This is a genomic window from Ravibacter arvi (assembly GCF_039540405.1).
GTDB classification, from domain to species: domain Bacteria; phylum Bacteroidota; class Bacteroidia; order Cytophagales; family Spirosomataceae; genus Ravibacter; species Ravibacter arvi.
Map to the genome: position 1 here is coordinate 289,844 of NZ_BAABEY010000001.1, position 18,533 is coordinate 308,376.

Consider the following 18,533-nt stretch of genomic DNA (forward strand, 5'->3'; position numbering starts at 1 on the left):
GGATGTCGGAAATCGGAAGTGGGCCGGTGGGGCTTTAAATAAATGAAAATGGCTTCAGGAATGTCGATGAATAAGGGCGGTCCGCTGCGCGGCTGATTGCCGGTTGCTGATTGCCGATAACCTTTTACTCACATGAACATCATTGTAATTGAAGATGAAAAGCTGGCTTCCGACGATCTCGTCGATCTCATCAAAGAAATTGAGCCTTCGGCCGGAGTAGTGGCTGTTTTGCGTTCGGTGAAGGAGGCGGTCGCCTACCTGTCGGAGGCGCCTTCGGCTGACCTGATTTTCAGTGATATCCAGCTTGGAGACGGGCTTAGCTTCGACATCTTCAAGAAAGTGCCGATTTCGACGCCGATCGTGTTTTGCACGGCCTATGACGAATATACCTTAAATGCTTTCAAGACCAACGGTATCGCGTACGTATTAAAGCCTTTTACAGCGGCTTCCATCCGGCTGGCGATTGAGAAATTCAAAAGTTTGCAAAAAGCAATGGCGCCTTCGGCGGTACCCTATTCAGAAATCCTGAAGCTGCTGGGCGAAAGGCCGGTTCAAAAAACTTCATCGATACTGGTGCATTACAAGGAGAAAATCATCCCGGTTAAGCTGGATGACATCGCCTTGTTTTATATCAGGAACGAAATCACGCACCTGCTCACATTTGACAAAAAGACCTACCTCGTGAGCAAAACCCTGGATGAAGTGGAGCGGCTGAGTGAAGGAATGTTTTTCCGTGCCAACCGCCAGTTCCTGGTGAACCGGAAGGCGGTGGTGGATGCCTCTAATTATCTTTCCCGGAAATTTTCAATTTCGCTGACAGTTCCTTTCTCCGAAACGATTACGGTGAGTAAGGAAAAAATGCCGCAGTTTTTAACCTGGCTGGCAGAATAACCCTCCGGATTTTATTATTTCTACCTGCATTTTCACCCCTCGATTTGTCCGTTTCCCCCGGAAAGTGATATGCTAAGGAAATGATTCTCGTCAGTTTTGTGGTGTAATTTCAACTGAAGTAAATGAAAACACCACCAATTAAAAGAATCATTCTCGTCTGTGTCGGATTGATCAGTTTCAGCTCGCTTCCGGCACAATCGCCGCTGACGTTGGGAGATGCCGTTCAATACGCCCTCAAAAACAGTGAGGTACTGAAACAGGCCGGCCTGGATATTGAAAAGGGGTACCAGCAAGTGAAGGAAACCCGTGGCGCCGCTCTTCCTCAAGTCAATGTAACCAGCGCGGTCAATAACAACGTACTGGTGATGCAGATGCCGCTTCCGGCCGAGTTTCTTGGCGGTGAGCCGGGAAAATTCATCGCCCTGAAGGCAGGCCAGCCCTGGAGCGCCAATACACAGGTTACGCTCTCGCAGCAGCTCTATAACAAACAGGTCTTCACCGGCTTGAAGGCTGCAAAAAGTACCGAAGATTTTTACCGGATTTCACACGACCTTACCAAGGAAGACCTGCTCCAGCAGGTAGCGGTGAACTATTACCAGGTCCAGATTTCAGGGTTGCAGATGGCGGTGATCGACGCCAACCTGGAGCGCGTAAAGCGACTGGAGGAAATGATTACCGGACAGTATAACAACGGCCTGGCGAAAAAAATTGACGTAGACCGGGTAAAGGTAAATAAAAGCAACCTGGATGCACAGAAACTCCTGCTCGAGAACGGGCTGAAACAGCAGCTGAACGCTTTGAAATACTACATGGGAATGCCTGTGGAGGAGCAGATCGAGCTGGCTGTCCTTGATCCGGCTACCATGCAGGTAGCACCTGAGCTTTCAGCGTCTGCCGGACAATTCGGCGTGGATAACCTGCTTTCGTTCAAAGTGTTGAAAAAACAGGAAGAACTGCTTACGCTGCAACGCGAAGCGACCCGCTCGGAAGCCTTTCCCACGCTTTCATTGAATGGTAATTACACCTACAATACGCAGAACAGCCGCCTCAATCTCTACACAGGAAAGGCTTTGAACTACGACATGGCGACGATCACGCTGAACCTGCGCGTCCCGATTTTTGACGGCTTTACACGCCGGGCGAAGGTGCAGCAGAATTCGATTGCTATCAAAAGCTTGCAGGAAGATATCCGCAGAACAACAAACGCACTGAATATGAACAACGAAAATGCACGGACCAAGCTGTCCAATAGCCTTCGGACCATTGAGGTTCAGCGTGCCAACAAGGACCTCGCACAGGAGGTTTTTGATAATGTTCAAAACAACTACAGAAACGGACTGGCAAGCCTGACTGACCTCCTGGATGCGGAATCGAGCCTGGTGGAATCACAGCGCAGCCTTAACGAAGCCATGCTTCAGTACAAGATCGGAGAAATAGAGCTGCTGAAAGCAAACGGGCAGATCAATACGCTCTTGGATCAATAGTCACCGGACTACCGAATCATTTTAAAGCACAAGACAAAACCATAAAATAATGAAAAAGATTATTATAACCCTGGTCGTACTGGCAGCCGCCGGAGTGGGTATTGCCAAGGTACTGAGCGATAACAAAGCCGAAAACCAGGCGCGTATTGACGTGGTAAGCAAAGTAAGCGGGGTGGTGCCGGTCAAGACGTTTTCGGTTCACAAGGAGTCGATTCAACTGGACTTCCTGGCGAACGGCAACTTTGTTCCGAACCAGGACCTGAAATTCATGTCCGAAACAGCGGGCCGTATTACCGCAATCCTGGTGAAGGAGGGGAGCCGCGTTCAGACCGGCCAGACGCTGGCCAGGATCGAAGACAAGTACCTGACCCTGGATGTACAGTCTGCAAAAGACTCTTATGAGAAAATCAAGTCCGACAAGGCACGCTTTGAAAGCTCACTGAAAACAGGCGGCGTGACCCAGTCGCAGGTAGACGATATTTCCTTACAGCTCCGGAATGCCGAGCTGCGCCTGGAGCAGGCCGAAAAGCGGCTAGGGGATGCGGTGATCAAGGCGCCGATTTCAGGAGTAATCAACAAAAAGCACATCGAGCTGGGCGCGTATGTATCGCCCGGTACGGCTCTTTTCGATATTGTTGACGTATCGTCGCTGAAGTTGGTTGTTGCCGTGGACGAGAAGCGTGTCGTACTTCTTAAAACCGGGAGCCAGGTAGAGATCAAAGTGCCGGTCTTCCCGGACAAAACTTTCACCGGAACCATTTCTTTTATCGCTGCCAAGGCCGACAATTCACTCAATTTCCCGGTAGAAATTAAGGTCAACAATGCCAAAGGCGAAGCGGTGAAGGCGGGGATGTATGCCAATGCCATGTTCCGTTTTAACCAGGAAGCGCCGGTTCTGGCCATCCCGAGAAGCGCCTTCGTGGGCAGCGTAAACAGCCGTGAGGTATATGTACTGCAGCCCAATAATACCGCGGCTATCCGTAAAGTAGTTCCGGGCAGCGTTTTCGGCGAGACCGTTGAAATTCTGAACGGCCTGGAAGAAGGCGATAAAGTGATCATTTCGGGGCAAATCAACCTGAGCGACGGCACCGCCGTTGAAGTGGTACAGAACTGAGGTCAACCGCAAATCAGCTCACACCTCATACCTCACGGCGGCTTGCCGCCGCGGCTCAAACCTGTATAGACAAATGAAAATTACAGAAATATCTATAAAACGCCCTTCCATTGTGATCGTGGTTTTTACCGCGCTGACTTTGTTCGGGTTGATCAGCTACCTTTCGCTCAATTACGAGCTGCTACCCAAATTCTCGCCGCCGGTACTTTCCATCAGTACGGTGTACCCGGGGGCCTCCCCGAGTGAGGTAGAGAATACGGTTACGAAGAAAATCGAGGACGCTGTCGCCTCGCTCGAGAATATCAAAAAGCTCGATGCAACCTCTTACGAGAGTTTATCGGTTCTGGTAATTACGCTGAATGCGGGAACGGACGTGGACCTTGCCCTGAACGATGCGCAGCGTAAAGTGAACTCCGTTCTTTCGGACTTGCCTGACGACGCAAAAACGCCGTCGCTGAATAAGTTTTCACTGGACGATTTGCCGATTATTACACTGTCGGCCACTGCGAACCTCGACGAAGTGTCTTTCTTTGACCTGATGGACAAACGGATCCAGCCGCGTTTGTCACGCGTGAGCGGTGTTGCCCAGGTGAACCTGATCGGCGGGGAAGAACGTGAAATCCGGGTGAGCATAGATGCCACCAAACTGGAAGCGTATCAACTTTCCATTCTCCAGGTACAGCAGCAAATTCTCGGCTCCAACCTTGACTTCCCCACCGGTAGCGTTAAATCGCAGGACCAGGACATATTGGTCCGGCTTGCCGGAAAATACAAATCCGTAGACGAACTCCGCAACCTGGTGGTCGCGCAGGGAAAAGGCGGTATCCAGGTGAGGTTAGGAGACATAGCGGACGTCCAGGACGCTCAGAAAGATGTTGAAAAAATTGCGCGGGTAGACCGGAAAAATGCCATTGCCATCCAGATTGTAAAACAGTCTGATGCCAACGCCGTGGAGGTAAGCCGCGCCACGAAGGAACTGCTCAAAACCCTCAGTGAAGAGTACGGCTACGCAGGATTGAAGATTGACATTGCCAACGATTCAACCGATTATACCCTTGATTCGGCAAACGCAGTAGTATTCGACCTTATTATCGCGATCGTACTGGTGGCGGTGATTATGCTGTTCTTCCTCCATAGCCTGCGTAACTCCCTCATTGTAATGATCGCTATCCCGGTGTCGCTTATTTCGACCTTTATCGGGATGTCGCTGATGGGCTTTTCGCTTAACCTGATGTCACTTCTCGGGTTGTCGCTCGTGGTAGGTATTCTCGTGGATGATGCGATCGTGGTGATCGAGAACATTTACCGGCACATGGAGATGGGAAAAAATAAGGTGCGGGCCTCCTATGACGGAGCGAAAGAAATCGGGTTTACGGTAATTTCCATTACGCTGGTAATTGTGGTGGTATTTCTTCCGATTGCCTTGAGTACCGGGATGGTTTCCGATATCCTGCGCGAGTTCTGTATGGTGGTCGTTATCGCCGTTTTGCTGAGCCTTGCCACATCCTTTACCATTGTGCCGCTGATGACCTCGCGCTTCGGGAAGCTGGAGCACGTGTCGAATGACAATATCATGGGGAAATTTATTCTCTGGTTTGAAAACCTGATCAAGAAATTTACCAACTGGATTTCCGGCCTGCTCGAGTGGAGCCTTAACCACAAGATTATCACGGTCGTAGTGGTAGTGGGTTTGTTGTTTGCCTCTTTCGGGCTGATTACCGGCAAGTATATCGGAGCAGAATTTTTCGCCCAGAGTGACCGGGGAGAATTCCTGGTCCAGGTGGAGCTCCCACGGGACGCCAGCATCGAGCAGACCAACCTGAAAACCCGCGAGATTGAAGACTACCTGAGTCAGCGTGGCGAGGTGGTGAAAACCATTACCACCGTGGGACATACCAGCGAGGGGATGGGGGCTTCACTGGCTACCTCCTACAAATCGGAGATTACCGTGAAACTGGTCGACCAGAAGTTGAGACAAGACCGGACTGACGTGTATGCCGCCAAAATGAAGCAGGACCTGGAGAAGCAGTTTGTTGGCGTTAAGATAAAGACCGTACCGGTCAGTATCATGGGGACTGCCGCGAATGCGCCGATAGAAATGGTGATTGTCGGTTCGGACCTGGATAGCATCAACGTGTATGCCGACAAGGTACTGACGCTTTTAAAGAAAGTACCGGGTTCGTCCGAAGTCCGGTTGTCGGCGGAGGCGGGCAACCCCGAGATATCAATTGAGGTGGACCGGGACAAAATGGCGTCGTTAGGACTGACTTTACAAACCGTCGGCGCCACTATGCAGACTTCCTTCAACGGGAATACGGACGGGAAATTCCGCCAGGGCGAATATGAGTACGACATCAATATCCTGTTTGATAATTACAACAGGAAAAACATTGACGACGTGGGCAACGTAACTTTTGTAAATGACAAAGGTGAATTGATCAAGCTTTCGCAGTTTGCCAATATCCACGAAAGTTCCGGACCGAGCCAATTGGAAAGAAGGGATAAAAGCTCAGCCGTAAAAGTACGTTCTCAGGCGGTAGGCCGGCCTTCCAGCGCCATTATCCAGGATCTGGAGGCGCAATTGGCAGACGTAAAGGCGCCGGTAGGAGTGAGCTATATCTGGGCCGGTGATATGGAGAACCAAAGTGAAGGTTTCGGTACGCTCGGCGTAGCGCTGATCATGGCGATTTTGCTGGTGTACTTTATCATGGTGGCGCTTTACGACAGCTTCGTGCACCCGTTCGTGGTTCTTTTCTCGATTCCGCTGTCGATTATCGGCGCCTTACTGGCGCTCGCGCTTACCAACAACACACTCAATATCTTTACCATTCTGGGACTTATCATGCTGATTGGTCTGGTTGCCAAAAATGCAATTATCCTGGTGGACTTTACCAACCAGCTGAAAGCCGAAGGAAAGTCGACGCGGGAGGCGCTCATCCTGGCTAACCATGCCCGCCTTCGGCCTATCCTGATGACGACGCTGGCGATGGTGTTCGGGATGCTGCCGATTGCTTTGGCATCCGGCGCGGGCGCCGACTGGAAAAACGGCCTTGCCTGGGTAATTATCGGGGGATTGATCAGCTCGCTCTTCCTGACCCTGATTTTTGTGCCGGTTGTGTACCAGATGTTTGACAGCGCGCTGACCCGTCTGGGCCTGAACAAGGCGCCGATGCCGATTGACGATCTGATGTCGGAGGCCTATGACCATGTAGAAGTCAAAGAATACTAACGAGACAGGTGATTAACAAACAATAGATCAGCAGCAGCGAAAGGATGGCGATACCTACGCGTTAAGCCGCCCGTTCGCGGGCTTAAAAGAGACAATGGCTTGATCAGGTTCTGATATTTTCCGAAACGGGATCTCACAACGGAGACAAGCTTTAATTGTGGTTCGTGTAGTTGTAAAAAACCGGCAGTGTTATTCTGCCGGTTTTTTTTGGTTGGGCGCAATAAAGCGGCAACCATCCCGTGAACTGTCGGAAGAAAGACCTTTACATTTTGCTTCCCGCCCATTTCAAGGCGTTTGCAAACAATAGCCTGAACCGCTGCTCTGCGAAATCAGTGGGGTGCCCTAAGGACGTGTAGAAAACCTTCCCGCCGTAATCATTTGTCCGCGTCCAGGCCACGGGTTCCTTTAAATTGGGGTTGCTCCCCTCCAAAAGAACTACGGATTTCGGATCTATCAGGGGACTTACCCGGTAGGTGCCGCCCCGGCTCTTCCACTCTTTTGCCAGCGAAATCCCCTGCAGTATAGGGTGTGCGGCGCTTGAAGGGTTCACGCTGATAACGGTACCCAGCTCATCGGCGTCGTGACCCTTATATTCATGCCCGAGTATGTCGGGAACGAAACCCCACCAGCCCTCATACCCGGCTGCGGCCGGTTTTCCTCTTACTGAAAAACTGTGATCGGCAGACCTGATCCCTACCACTGACCTTCCGGATTTGATATAGGACTTAACCTGGTCCATCTGCCGGTGTGACAACGCCGAGCGTCGAAAGAAAACAACCAGGACATCTGCTTTATTGAGTACTTCCAAGCCTTTAAATCCATAGCTTTCATGTTCGCCATGCCCTTTCAGTACCGTGGTTTTGAATAACCCGGACTTCTGTAAACTGTCAGCGAAAGCGGGTATGGTGATTTCTGCACTGTAATTTATCGGGTCGTCAGAAATCAGGAAAACGACATGCGGAATCTTGGGGTGCGACTGGCTCCGGGCCGGCAGGCCGCAGAACAAATTAAGGATAACGGCCAGGCATAGCGGGCCTATAATAGAATGGAAAGTGATTTTCATTTTTTTTTCCTGGGTTTAAAACGGTAAAGTTAATGCAATCTCTTCGTTTGCACCGAAGGGCTCTTTCTTTCCCCGGCTTACCAGCCAACCGGCAGCATCTGAAACTTTTTACTGAAGACCTACCGGCAATTCCGTATACAGTTCGTCAGGGATTTTACCCGTTTGACAGCAAATAAAGCAGCCTGTCGAATTGTCGGTCGAAAGTTCACCTGCACGCCTATCTTTGAAAGAAAACAAACTGTACCGTGGGGATGGAATGAGGCGAAGCACACATGAAGAAATCAACCTGATCGAATAGAACGGTATGAAAAGAAATATTATGCTTCTGGTATTTTTTTGCGGGCTGTTATCTTTTTTACAGTCATGCCGGAAAAACGAAGGGCAACCAGGTCCTCTCACGCCGGGAGATAACGCTGTGAATTACGGGGAGATGGTCCGTGCCATACAGTGGGATAACGGGCTTCGGGCTTCTATGCTATATGACGCGGACAGTACGCTCAGCCGGATTAGGTACAGCTTTCGGAATGTAGCCGGTTCCACCGTAATTGAGTGGGAGGGGAAGCGGGTAAAGTCGATGTACGAAGATGAGTCGCGAAATAAAAACACCTATTATTATGCCGACGGCAGGATCAGCCATTTTATAAACAGTCCCAGGCAGGCTACGTCCGCTGGCGGCTATAAAATGGAATTTGACTACAAAAGCAACGGGCAATTGGCGAAGCTCAGGTATTTTGTCATTAACGAAGCCGGTACAAACCTTAAAACGGAAACTGTGTACGAGTACAGTTCTTCGGGCGATCTGATGAAAGCGACAACCACCGGAGATAATTCGATTGTTACCCATACTATCGAGCAATATTCCGCTCCGGTGGATTTTAATCCTTTGATTTTTATAGAAGTAGGGTTGTATGAGAACTATACCGTTTTTAATCTGCCGGTGATGACCCGGATGAAGAAATACCCGCTAAGGATTGTACGTACCGTACAAATCGGGAACGAAGCGGCATATATTGATAAAATAGATGAGCATATTTGTGAGATCAGCAACAGGCGTCTTAATAAGATAAAGTCTACAATTACTGTTCCGAAAATGCCTCAGTACAGCAAATCGGTAACCGGGGTTTTTGAGTACGATTAGCTTTTCTTGTCATTCCATTGTTTCGGTAAATTGTCAATTCATCGCGTAATTGGAACAGGCGTCCGATCGTGTCAGCGTTTTTGAATCATTTTAAGTGAAAACCACCCAAGTGCCAGTATAATGATCGCCATGATTGACCAAAGCCAGGTTTTGTTTTCAAAAAGCGGCGCTGGAGACCCTGGAGCTGCTCCGGTTTCCTTTTCTTCACCGGCTGTGAGGAGACTTGGCTCGACCGGGATATTATTGCTGAAATACCGGAGATCATATTCGGGGGCAGGCGCGTCTTTGTTCCCGTAAACCAGGTAGTAGCTCGCTTTTTCAGTGAACCGTGCCACCAGGTTATAGACGTATCCTTTCACTTCTACGGTGCGAATATTGAGGGGGGGATTGTTTTGGTTGTGTACGAGTACTCTAAGCTTCCCGGACAACGTGCTGTTGAAATTAATCGCGTTACTGTCTGCCGAACTGATTATCCCGGCGGCAATGGTAGCGTAACGCCTTCTCCATCCGGAACCGGTTTGCATGGAGTCGGTTACCGTTTGTATGGTGACCGGCCGATGATAGTCAAATTGGTCCGCAGCGTTAATCCGGATCATACTGACGGGCACAGTTGTCTTCAGATCAATGTCAATAACGGTTTCGTTGCGTTGCCTGTCTTCTTTTATGGTAGGTGCACCGGTGATATAGGTTTTATAGGTTGCTGCAGATTTCAGGCGTTGAGACAGGTGTGCGCTTTCCAGTTCAGGTTTTTCGGAACTGTCAATAAAGACCCGGAAATATCTGAAGCTCGCAGCGGGAAAATGCAGGCTTGAAAATTTGAAATCGGTCTGGTTATTTTTGATGGCCATAACCGGGTAATGCTCTGCAAGCGTGAACCACTCATGCTGGTCCTGACTGCCTTCCAGTTTTACGGTCCAGTCGAAGTTGTTCTGCCGAAACTTCAGGTCGATCTGGTTAATAGTGGACCGCGTGGGAGCTTCGAAGGTAAAGTAATAGCCGCCCGCACCTTTGGTTGCATTGAGAACGGTGAATGAAACTTCGCGATCCGTCGTCTTTTGAACCGTTGTCCGGAGCAGGTAAGGGGCTTCTACGGTATCACCCTTTGCTGTGATCCCTAAAATCCGGATGTCGGCCAGGTCTTCCCGCGTTTTTTGAAAGATATCGTCGGGGAGCGCGACCTGGTGCCATTGACCGGAAGGCTCGCTGAGCGCACGCTGGTACCGGTACGCGCCGGTCTGGCCATTGGCAAGAAATGAAATCAGAAGTAAGAACGCAGTTAGAGACTTATGATTCCGTTTCATCGGCAATCAGGTGTTTGTATTTATTGTATAAAAACGAGATGACCAGCAGCAATATACCAAGTGATACCAGTACAATGGTCTTGGCGATAGTATCGAGGTGGGAGATGTCGTAGAAAAATAGCTTGACCAAAGTGACGCCAAAAAGTGCGATCGCACCTATGCGGAGGTACTTCTTCTTTTGGTAGATCCCGAGAGAAATCAGGAGCAGCGCATACACTCCCCAAAGTATGCTTAGTCCCAGCTTGTCAGATTGGGTTGAACGCGCCATTTCCATCCAGTGAATCAGTTCACTGCTGGCGATCCACAATACTGATACATGCAGCAGCAATTCGAAAGGTAGGGTTTTAAGGCGACCGGGCATCAGGGGGCTTTTGAAATACCGGTAAGCCGCCGCGAGCGCAAGCCCTGCGAAAACATAGGAAATGTACCGCAATGAGAGATAGGACATTCCTTTTTCGTAAGTATCATCGGGCGCCAGGTAACTGCTTCGGAGCACGCTCAGCTCATACAGGCCGTCGGTCAGGAAAGACAGTATGGCGACGACCAGTAAGGCCAGGTTCACCATCCCGAGCCACCGGCTGTTGATTCGGGTAAGATTGATGAAGGCAAGCAGGGAGAGAAAAAGCAGGCAATAGCAGATCTGCCAGACCGATTCAAACCGACGTAGGTCTTCGTCGTGGGCGGGGCTGGACAAAGTCCCGTCGGACGCTCTGACGGTAACGGCAGAATCGGCGTAAAGCTGGTTCCAGTAAGTGGCGATCTCCACCTGGAAAGTGAAAAACAAAGTCAGCAAAAATGAAGCCGGCAGGAAGATATCAACCAATGCCGTTGCCATTTTTTTTCCGCTAAAGGATGGTTGGTACCTTGTATCACGGTGGAGGTAGTTGATCCACCCGAGTGCGGCGGCGAACAGCGCGGAAGTCAGGAAGTTGATATTGAAAAGCGGCTTCAGCCGGGTTTCCGGATGCCCGTTGTAGTAATGGTAGGGGGCCGAAGACCAGTCGTCGGCCAGGCTGCCCAGAGCCAGTACGATCAGCGGGTAGGCGAGTTTTTCATAAAACGGGATCTCTTTGGTGCGGCCCAGCCAGAAAACCAATGTAGCAAGTCCTATCCAGAGTAAGGTTACCCAGTTGCCGTCGAGCTGAACAGGGGCAGCTACCGTGAGGAACACCAGTACCAGGCCGGTAACAAAGAAAAACAGGTTTTTGTCGGCCAGTTTTTGTTTGAAAATGACCAGGCTGACGAGAAAATGGACAATCGCGTGGGCAAGCGTGTAAAGTCCCAGGACTTGGTTGCCCGACTCCAGCTGCTCGACCAGGGCGTAGCCGATGCCATAAAAAATGAATGAATTTGCCAGCAGCAATACAATGTCCCGCTTTTCGAAATTTTCTTTCCGGATGAGTTTGTAGCCTAAGAATGCGAGGTAGAACAGAAGAAAAAAGATGGAAGCAATTGACAGGGCGAGACTGAAATCGCGGGTGGTGCGGTAATCGGTCCAATACCAGACCAGGTAAATAAGCCAGGTAAAAGCGAAGGAGGAGAAGTAGAGGAGCTTCCAATATTTTTTCAACGAGACGGCCAAAATCCCGACGTTGATAATGACCATATAGGAGAAGAGGAACGTTGCGCTTCCGTTGTTGTCACCCAGCAGAAACGGAACTGCGTAGGCGCCTACGAGCCCGAACACCGCTATTACCTGTTTTTGGTAATTCAATGCAGCAACCACCGTAAATAGGGTGAAGACCACCATAAGACCAAATGCTGCTTCCTGCGGAATGAGGCCGTACAAGTCGTACGCAGCAAAGGTGATAAAGTAAAAAATTGCCATGGCTCCGCTGAGGAGAACGGCACTGTAGTTCTCGTACTTTTGCTTGAGCCGGATGGCGAACCCCAGCAACCCTGCGCCGACCACGTATCCCAGTATAATCCTCGTAAGGGGACTGATCAATTGGTTATCAATGGCATACTTTGCCCCTACGCCGACGCCTATTACCGTAATCAGGATGCCGATTTTGTTAATGAGGTTTTCACCGATGAACCTTTCAAAATTGGATCTGAGTCCAGGCTTTTTTTTGAAAAATGAAGGTCTCGGTACGCCCTTTCGGGGACTGCCCGTTCCGGGCACCGGGGAGGCAGCCGGCGCAGATTTTGAAGCCGGCGTATCGAAGAGCCCGCCGGGAACGGGCGGCCGGACAGGTGTGCTGCCGGATTTCAGCTCGTAGAGGTCGCGCCGGAGCTGACTGATTTCCTTTGCAAACTCGTTTTGCTGTCGGGTCAGGGCTTCCAACCGTTGTTGAAGACGGTCAACCTGCTCTTGATTTTCGTCCATAGAAACGCGCGACTTATACCGGGAATCGTGAAAAAGCTTATTACGGCAAATAAAGCTACGCACACTTTTGCCACGGATCAACTGAAACTTATTTCAGCAGGGCGTCAATCGCTGCTTCGCGGGAGGGAGCGAAAGAGATTTGTCTCCATTGGTTGCTTTCCAGCATGAAGTCTTTCCAGCTTTTTCCACCGTACTTCGTGAAATCTCCGAAAATAGCAACCCGTATCCGGAAATTGGTGAACTTCTGCAGCACTTCGCCCGCCAGCCCGGTTTTTAGGTCAAAAAAGTCAGGAAAAACGTTCCGTTCATCCAGAACAACGTTATCGAAACCTGCATAATAAAGGTTCCCGACAAAATCAGTTCCTTCCGGAACAGTTTTGAAAAGTATCTCATCCGAAATAACCTCGCCTATTGTTACGCCATCCCGGCTAATTGTCCTGAACTCCAATTCAACTTCCGATTTCCGATTTCCAACCTCCGATTTCCAATCTCCGACTTCCAATTTCCGATTTCCAACCACCGACTTCCGACCACCGATTTCCGACTTCCGACTTCCTCCCCCACTCACTGCTTCGGCCCTTTGTTCCAGATCAGGAAGACCGGGATACCCAGTACAATCACGACAAATCCGGGCCAGGTGTAGGTGGGTTGGTAGAGAAGAAGTCCGATGCAAATGGATATTGCGGTAATGATGTATAAAAACGGCACTACCGGGTAGCCGATCGCTTTGTAAGGCCGTTCCATCCCGGGGTATTTCTTCCGGAGGATAAAGACAGCGCCAATAGTAAGCGCGTAGAAGATGAGCACCACAAATATGACGTAATTAAGCAGGTCTCCGTACCGTCCTGTGAGGCAAAGAATGGAAGCCCAGACGCACTGGACCCACAGGCCCCAGCCCGGCACCTCGTTCCGGTTCAGCTCCCCGGCCCGGTTGAAAAACAGGCCGTCTTTGGCCATGGTATAATATACGCGTGCGCCGGAAAGGATTAGCCCGTTGTTGCAGCCGAAGGTGGAGATCATCACCATAACGGCAATAACCGTAGTACCTACCGGGCCGAAAATTTTCTGCGCAGCAACGATTGCCACCCGGTCGGAGGGTGCAAAAGCAATCTCTTTCAGGCTCATCGTAGCCAGGTACATAAGGTTAGCCGAAAGGTAGATAATGGTTACGACCAGTACGCCCAGAAACAGGCTCAGGCCGACGTTGCGTTTGGGGTTCCTGATTTCTCCGGCAATGAACGTTACGTTGTTCCAGGCGTCGCTTGAAAATATGGAGCCTACCATGGCAGATACCAACCCGGCTATAATGGCAGTTCCTGTAACCGGGGCTGCTGTTTCGGTGAGGGCACTCCAGCTCATCATGGTCCAGGCCTCATGCCAGTTCGCTTCCCATATTTCGCTGTTAAAGCCCGAGGTAAGTCCCAGCACTACCAGGCCGCCGAGCGAAAGGATTTTTACAATGGTGAGAGTAGTTTGGGCGATTTTCCCGTTTTTGACTCCCCGCGTATTCAGCCACGTCAATAAAACAATGGTCGAGATCGCCAGCAGCTGTGCCGCGGTTATATTGACGAGCCCGGTTGCCAGGATGATATTGTTCTCGCCTATTTCGGGGAAGAGGTAAGCGGAGAACTTGGCAAACGCCACACCGACGGCGGCAATTGTGCCTGTTTGTATCACCATAAAAAACGACCATCCGTATAAAAAGGCAACCAGCCGGCCGTAGGCCGCTTTGAGATATACGTACTGCCCGCCCGCTTTGGGGAACATGGAGGAAAGTTCTCCGTAACTGAGCGCGGCAACCAGCGTAATGGCGCCGGTAATTGCCCAGACGAAAATGAGCCAGCCCGCGCTGCCCACGTTACGCACAATATCTGAACTGACTATAAAAATACCTGAACCGATCATGGAGCCTGCAACCAGCATCGTGCCGTCGAGTAACCCCAGTTCACGCCTCATTTCGTTTTCTTGAGTAGCATTTACTTCCATAAAAGTCGGATTATGGCGCCTAAGGTAGAAAAAAGTTTTGTGAAAGTACCCGTGCGGGAAAGAACTTTTGACAGGGCGCCTGATGCTCCGGATGAGTATCTGTAAGGCATAATGGTTCTTCACAGTATATAATAAAACTGTTTTTGCTTATGATGTTTCTTTCCTGGTCGTTTGCCGCTGGATGCCGGTCCGGGTATCGGTCCGGCCTGCTTCTTCTTTTGTTGGCGCTTGTTACCGCGGGTCCGGCGGCCGCAAATCCGGATTCAACCCGACGCAAAGCTGTTCGGGATTGGGTATTGCGGGTGTTGCCCGCCGATGAAACCGGTAAAGGACCGGTATCGCCGGAAGATGTGACTTTTGCGGAATGGGCAAAGCGGACAGGAGAATTACCGCCCGATTTTGACAAGCTGCCCCATATTGTTTCGTTGCCGGACCCCCTGATAATTGACGAAGGCGGAAAGAACATACCTGTAAAGACCCGGAAGCAGTGGGAAGAAAAGCGCGTCATGATGGAGAAGGAGATACGGCACTACATCCTCGGCAGTACGCCGCCATCCCCGCAAAACCTCACTCACCGGGTGTTAAGCGAAAGAAAAGACGGTGCGGTGACATTGCGGACGGTAGAATTGTCATTTGGACCGGCCCGGCAGGCAAAGCTGACCGTAGAGCTGATGATCCCCCCCGGGCAAGGTCCGCTACCGGTTTTCCTGACCCAATGGAACCACCGCGAATGGGCGCAGATTGCAGTCAGGCGCGGTTATATAGGATGTGTGTACGCGGCGGCAGACTCAAAGGACGATACTGAGGCCTATTCAAAGATCTGGTGGCCTGATTACGATTTCTCGCGCCTGATGCGCCGGGCTTTTGGCACTTCAAGGGTTATTGACTACCTGGAAACGTTGCCTGTTGTGGACAAAATGAAAATTGCGCTTACCGGCCATTCCCGCAACGGCAAAATGTCGCTGATGGCAGCGGCGCTGGATCAAAGAATAGCTGCGGTGTGCCCGAGCAGCTCGGGTACGGGCGGGGAAGTTCCCTGGCGCTATGCGACGCATCCTTACGATATCGAAGACCTGGCCCTGCTTACCTGCGCGCAGCCCTCCTGGTTCCATCCGCGGTTGCGCTATTTCGTCGGGAGAGAAGACCAATTGCCGATAGACCAAAACTCGCTGATGGCACTGGTGGCCCCCCGGGGGCTTATGCTGAGTACCGCCATCCACGAGAGCGCCAGCAATCCCTGGGGAATAGAACAGGCTTTTCTGGAAACCCGGAAAGTGTACGACTTCCTGGGCGGAAGCGCCAACCTGGCCATACGGTCCCGCGACGGGAAACATGGTGTTAGTGCCAAGGACATCGAAGAATATATCGACTTTTTTGATTTTGTGTTCAAGCGGTCAAAGGACAAGCCCGAAAACCGACTGAACTATCCTTTCAGCTTTGACAAGTGGCTGGCAGCATCCCTGGAAAAGCCCGGGTCAGGGCCGTTTGCCGGTGTGCGGAAAGATCTGCCCGGCACTGATGATCTGAAAAAAGCTGTCTCCGGGAAGACGTGGGAGACGCGCAGGTCGGATATCAGGAAACGATTGGAATGGACCCTGGGCGAAATGCCGCCGGGGGTGACCAACGAAGGACCGGGCGGTCTTGCGAAAAAAGGGGTTGGGGAGGACAGTTTTGGTACCTTTATCCAGCGGCCGAACGAGACGGCCGGAATGAAAATCATGCCGGTAAGTCCTTATAACGGGTTCGGCGACAACCTGTTTGGTAGCCTGTACTATCCGGCGGACTGGGAGAAACAACCCGGCCGGAAACCACTGCCCGTATTGATTTACCTGCATGAATACGATTATTCCAAAGGATTCGGCGCTATGGGGCGGGACCATGAGATCAGCAGCTTTTTTGCGAAAATGGTAGCGCAGGGATACGCTGTGTTTTCCTATGATATGATCGGCATGGGAAACCGGATAGAAGAGGGAACTCGTTTTTATGACCGGTACCCGAAATGGTCCAAGATGGGTAAAATGGTCGCTGATGTTACCGGCGCCGTGGACGCCCTGACCCGCATGGATTTACTTGACCCAAAGCGTGTCTATGTAGGCGGCTACGCGCTGGGCGGGACGGTCGGCCTCCTGGCGGCAGCCCTGGATGAGCGCATAGCCGGGGCTGTTTCCGTTTCGGGTATTACCCCGCTTGCCTCCGGGCAAATGTTAAGGCATTACTCGCATCTACACGGTCTTATGCCGCGGTTGGGGTTGCAGGCCCGGGCCCCGTTTGATTTCGACGAAGTGCTGGCAATGATCGCACCACGTCCGGTGCTGGCCGTGACGCCACGCTTTGACAAGGACAATGCAGGAGCGGATCTGGAAAATTGCCTGGAACGTGCCGGACGCGTGTATGCGGCGCACGGGAAGGAAACTGAGCTCTCCGTTTTTGTTCCGGATGATTACAACCGGTTTTCAAAGGAGAACCAGGAGAAAGTGCTCGAATGGCTGAAGGGGAGATAACCGGAGGTGCGAAAGAGGGTTAGAGTAATTGTGGGTTAATATTTTAGCCGGGAATTCCATTGAAGCACGTTTGGTGCTTTGATTTAAATAAACAACGCTTAGGTTTTTGACCTGGTTGAGGATCAGACATCCGGCAGATTGTGTTAAAGGGGTTCGACGGACTCACCCGCCATCCGGGTGGCAGCCTCCGGTAGGCAGCCTTCGGTAGGCAGCCTTCGACAAGCTCAGGCGCCGTCCGGCAGGCGCCATCCGGACGGTGCCTGAGCTCGTCGAAGGCTTATCTTTGGATACCCATTCAATAGAAGCCATGCGTTCCATTATCAGGCATCTGTAACTTTGTTGTACAGAATGCACGAATGGTTTATTCCGGTATTCTGTAGAGCAAGGTGAAAGTGACTGGTAATCAGATGTCCGGCTTATGTCGTCCGGATGGTGGGTGAGCATGTCGAACCCAGCTGAACTGCAAATTTACAGACCGCCGGGAGGGCGCCCTGAGCGCAACGCAGCGGAGCCGAAGGACCTCCTGTTGTTGTAAAAGTCCTTTGAAAGGAGTTGGGTGCAGGGAGTGGGAGATCCCTCCGCTGCGGTCGGGATGACGTCGTCAGATGGGAGTGGGAGATCCTTCCGTTGTGGTCGGGATGACGCCGTCTGCGGAGGGGATGACTGGCTCGGCGACGGATATTTGTTCGGTAAATTCAGGAAATCTTGTTCTTTTGTTTGGTATTAGGATTGTGTTGTGTTAGTTTGTATTTCTCCGCTTTTTTACGGGGACTTCCGGCATGGTGACGGGCCAGGGAAGTAGTTTTTCAAAAATTGCCCGGAGAGTTTTCGACAATAGTAAAAGGAGCGTCTTACGTACCGAATAATGAGATTTGATCCTGAAGTCATAGCAGACGAGTCAAGCTTGTGGAGCCATTTCAAATCTGGCGACAAGGCTGCTTTTGCTTCGATCTACGAACGCTATGCGGGTACCCTCTATAATTATGGTTTCCATATTTCGGGAGACGGGCAAATTGTGGAAGACGCTATCCAGGACCTTTTCGTGGTCCTATGGCAGTCGCGGGAGAGGTTGTCGCCCACTACTTCTATTAAATACTATCTTTTCAGGTGTTTGCGACGGCAGATTGTCAAGCTCTCCGGAAAGGCCGAAAGCCCGATCCCTGCTTGGGAAGAAGCGTTATGGCCCAATGAGCCCTCTGCCGAAATGCAGATCATTGCACAGGAATCGGAAGCCCGCCAGTGGAAAGAACTGGAAGCGGCCCTTCGTGAACTCACACCGCGCCAGCTGGAAGCCATCAGGCTTCACTATTACGAAGGCTTTGATCTGGCGACTATCGCCTCGATTATGGAGATGAATGAGCAGTCAGTGCGAAACATCCTGCACCGTTCCCTGTACCGGTTGCGACACGTGATGCATCTGCTGGTGCTGTGTTGGGGGGTGAGGGGCGAGATGTAAGGTATGAGAGGTGAGGCGTGAGGGATGAGGTGTGAGGGCGA

At 51.2% G+C, this 18,533-nt stretch carries 13 protein-coding genes; 7 read left to right on the top strand and 6 right to left on the bottom strand.

What is annotated here, in order from left to right:
• Window positions 1-132: 132 nt before the first annotated feature.
• From ABD852_RS01190 to ABD852_RS01205, 4 genes are all read left to right on the top strand, one after another.
• A complete protein-coding gene (locus ABD852_RS01190; RefSeq protein WP_345026157.1) occupies window positions 133-891 on the top strand; it encodes a LytR/AlgR family response regulator transcription factor in 759 nt (252 codons plus the stop codon).
• Window positions 892-1,013: 122 nt separating this feature from the next.
• Window positions 1,014-2,375, top strand: coding sequence for a TolC family protein (locus tag ABD852_RS01195; RefSeq protein ID WP_345026158.1), 1,362 nt, complete (start codon window positions 1,014-1,016; stop codon window positions 2,373-2,375).
• 49 nt (window positions 2,376-2,424) lie between these two features.
• Entirely contained in the window at window positions 2,425-3,489 is a 1,065-nt protein-coding gene (locus ABD852_RS01200; protein WP_345026159.1) for an efflux RND transporter periplasmic adaptor subunit, read from the top strand.
• A 73-nt stretch (window positions 3,490-3,562) separates the two neighbouring features.
• Window positions 3,563-6,718 carry an efflux RND transporter permease subunit gene (locus ABD852_RS01205; RefSeq protein ID WP_345026160.1) on the top strand — a complete coding sequence of 1,052 codons (3,156 nt, stop codon included), beginning with the start codon at window positions 3,563-3,565 and terminating at the stop codon, window positions 6,716-6,718.
• Between the two features lie 262 nt (window positions 6,719-6,980).
• Here the strand turns inward: ABD852_RS01205 and ABD852_RS01210 are convergent, their stop codons facing one another.
• Window positions 6,981-7,781 (bottom strand): ThuA domain-containing protein, encoded by an 801-nt coding sequence (locus ABD852_RS01210; RefSeq protein WP_345026161.1) that lies wholly within the window; start codon window positions 7,779-7,781, stop codon window positions 6,981-6,983.
• Between the two features lie 304 nt (window positions 7,782-8,085).
• On the opposite strand from ABD852_RS01210, the gene ABD852_RS01215 reads away from it, so the two are divergent.
• Complete coding sequence (locus ABD852_RS01215; protein ID WP_345026162.1) at window positions 8,086-8,919, top strand: hypothetical protein; 834 nt, start codon at window positions 8,086-8,088, stop codon at window positions 8,917-8,919.
• A gap of 71 nt (window positions 8,920-8,990) precedes the next feature.
• Here the strand turns inward: ABD852_RS01215 and ABD852_RS01220 are convergent, their stop codons facing one another.
• The 4 genes from ABD852_RS01220 to ABD852_RS01235 all read right to left on the bottom strand — a co-directional run bounded on the left by ABD852_RS01220 (window position 8,991) and on the right by ABD852_RS01235 (window position 14,535).
• Window positions 8,991-10,220, bottom strand: a complete 1,230-nt coding sequence (locus tag ABD852_RS01220; protein WP_345026163.1) for a DUF3999 family protein — start codon at window positions 10,218-10,220, stop codon at window positions 8,991-8,993.
• A complete protein-coding gene (locus ABD852_RS01225; RefSeq protein WP_345026164.1) occupies window positions 10,204-12,549 on the bottom strand; it encodes a DUF2339 domain-containing protein in 2,346 nt (781 codons plus the stop codon). The genes ABD852_RS01220 and ABD852_RS01225 overlap by 17 nt, the downstream gene beginning before the upstream one ends.
• Window positions 12,550-12,637: 88 nt before the next feature.
• Window positions 12,638-12,997 (bottom strand): DUF4180 domain-containing protein, encoded by a 360-nt coding sequence (locus ABD852_RS01230; protein ID WP_345026165.1) that lies wholly within the window; start codon window positions 12,995-12,997, stop codon window positions 12,638-12,640.
• Window positions 12,998-13,113: 116 nt separating this feature from the next.
• Window positions 13,114-14,535 carry an APC family permease gene (locus ABD852_RS01235; protein ID WP_345026166.1) on the bottom strand — a complete coding sequence of 474 codons (1,422 nt, stop codon included), beginning with the start codon at window positions 14,533-14,535 and terminating at the stop codon, window positions 13,114-13,116.
• Window positions 14,536-14,684: 149 nt separating this feature from the next.
• On the opposite strand from ABD852_RS01235, the gene ABD852_RS01240 reads away from it, so the two are divergent.
• Window positions 14,685-17,036, top strand: a complete 2,352-nt coding sequence (locus ABD852_RS01240; RefSeq protein WP_345026167.1) for an alpha/beta fold hydrolase — start codon at window positions 14,685-14,687, stop codon at window positions 17,034-17,036.
• A gap of 162 nt (window positions 17,037-17,198) precedes the next feature.
• Here the strand turns inward: ABD852_RS01240 and ABD852_RS01245 are convergent, their stop codons facing one another.
• Window positions 17,199-17,354, bottom strand: coding sequence for a hypothetical protein (locus ABD852_RS01245; protein ID WP_345026168.1), 156 nt, complete (start codon window positions 17,352-17,354; stop codon window positions 17,199-17,201).
• Window positions 17,355-17,901: 547 nt separating this feature from the next.
• Here ABD852_RS01245 and ABD852_RS01250 point away from each other — a divergent pair.
• Complete coding sequence (locus ABD852_RS01250; RefSeq protein WP_345026169.1) at window positions 17,902-18,492, top strand: RNA polymerase sigma factor; 591 nt, start codon at window positions 17,902-17,904, stop codon at window positions 18,490-18,492.
• Window positions 18,493-18,533: the final 41 nt, after the last annotated feature.

Coding starts and splice junctions, on each gene's coding strand:
- ABD852_RS01200 (WP_345026159.1), top strand. CDS start 2,425: ATGAAAAAGATTATTATAACCCTGGTCGTACTGGCAGCCGCCGGAGTG.
- ABD852_RS01225 (WP_345026164.1), bottom strand. CDS start 12,549: ATGGACGAAAATCAAGAGCAGGTTGACCGTCTTCAACAACGGTTGGAA.
- ABD852_RS01215 (WP_345026162.1), top strand. CDS start 8,086: ATGAAAAGAAATATTATGCTTCTGGTATTTTTTTGCGGGCTGTTATCT.
- ABD852_RS01250 (WP_345026169.1), top strand. CDS start 17,902: ATGAGATTTGATCCTGAAGTCATAGCAGACGAGTCAAGCTTGTGGAGC.
- ABD852_RS01220 (WP_345026163.1), bottom strand. CDS start 10,220: ATGAAACGGAATCATAAGTCTCTAACTGCGTTCTTACTTCTGATTTCA.
- ABD852_RS01235 (WP_345026166.1), bottom strand. CDS start 14,535: ATGGAAGTAAATGCTACTCAAGAAAACGAAATGAGGCGTGAACTGGGG.
- ABD852_RS01240 (WP_345026167.1), top strand. CDS start 14,685: ATGATGTTTCTTTCCTGGTCGTTTGCCGCTGGATGCCGGTCCGGGTAT.
- ABD852_RS01205 (WP_345026160.1), top strand. CDS start 3,563: ATGAAAATTACAGAAATATCTATAAAACGCCCTTCCATTGTGATCGTG.
- ABD852_RS01210 (WP_345026161.1), bottom strand. CDS start 7,781: ATGAAAATCACTTTCCATTCTATTATAGGCCCGCTATGCCTGGCCGTT.
- ABD852_RS01195 (WP_345026158.1), top strand. CDS start 1,014: ATGAAAACACCACCAATTAAAAGAATCATTCTCGTCTGTGTCGGATTG.
- ABD852_RS01245 (WP_345026168.1), bottom strand. CDS start 17,354: ATGGAACGCATGGCTTCTATTGAATGGGTATCCAAAGATAAGCCTTCG.
- ABD852_RS01190 (WP_345026157.1), top strand. CDS start 133: ATGAACATCATTGTAATTGAAGATGAAAAGCTGGCTTCCGACGATCTC.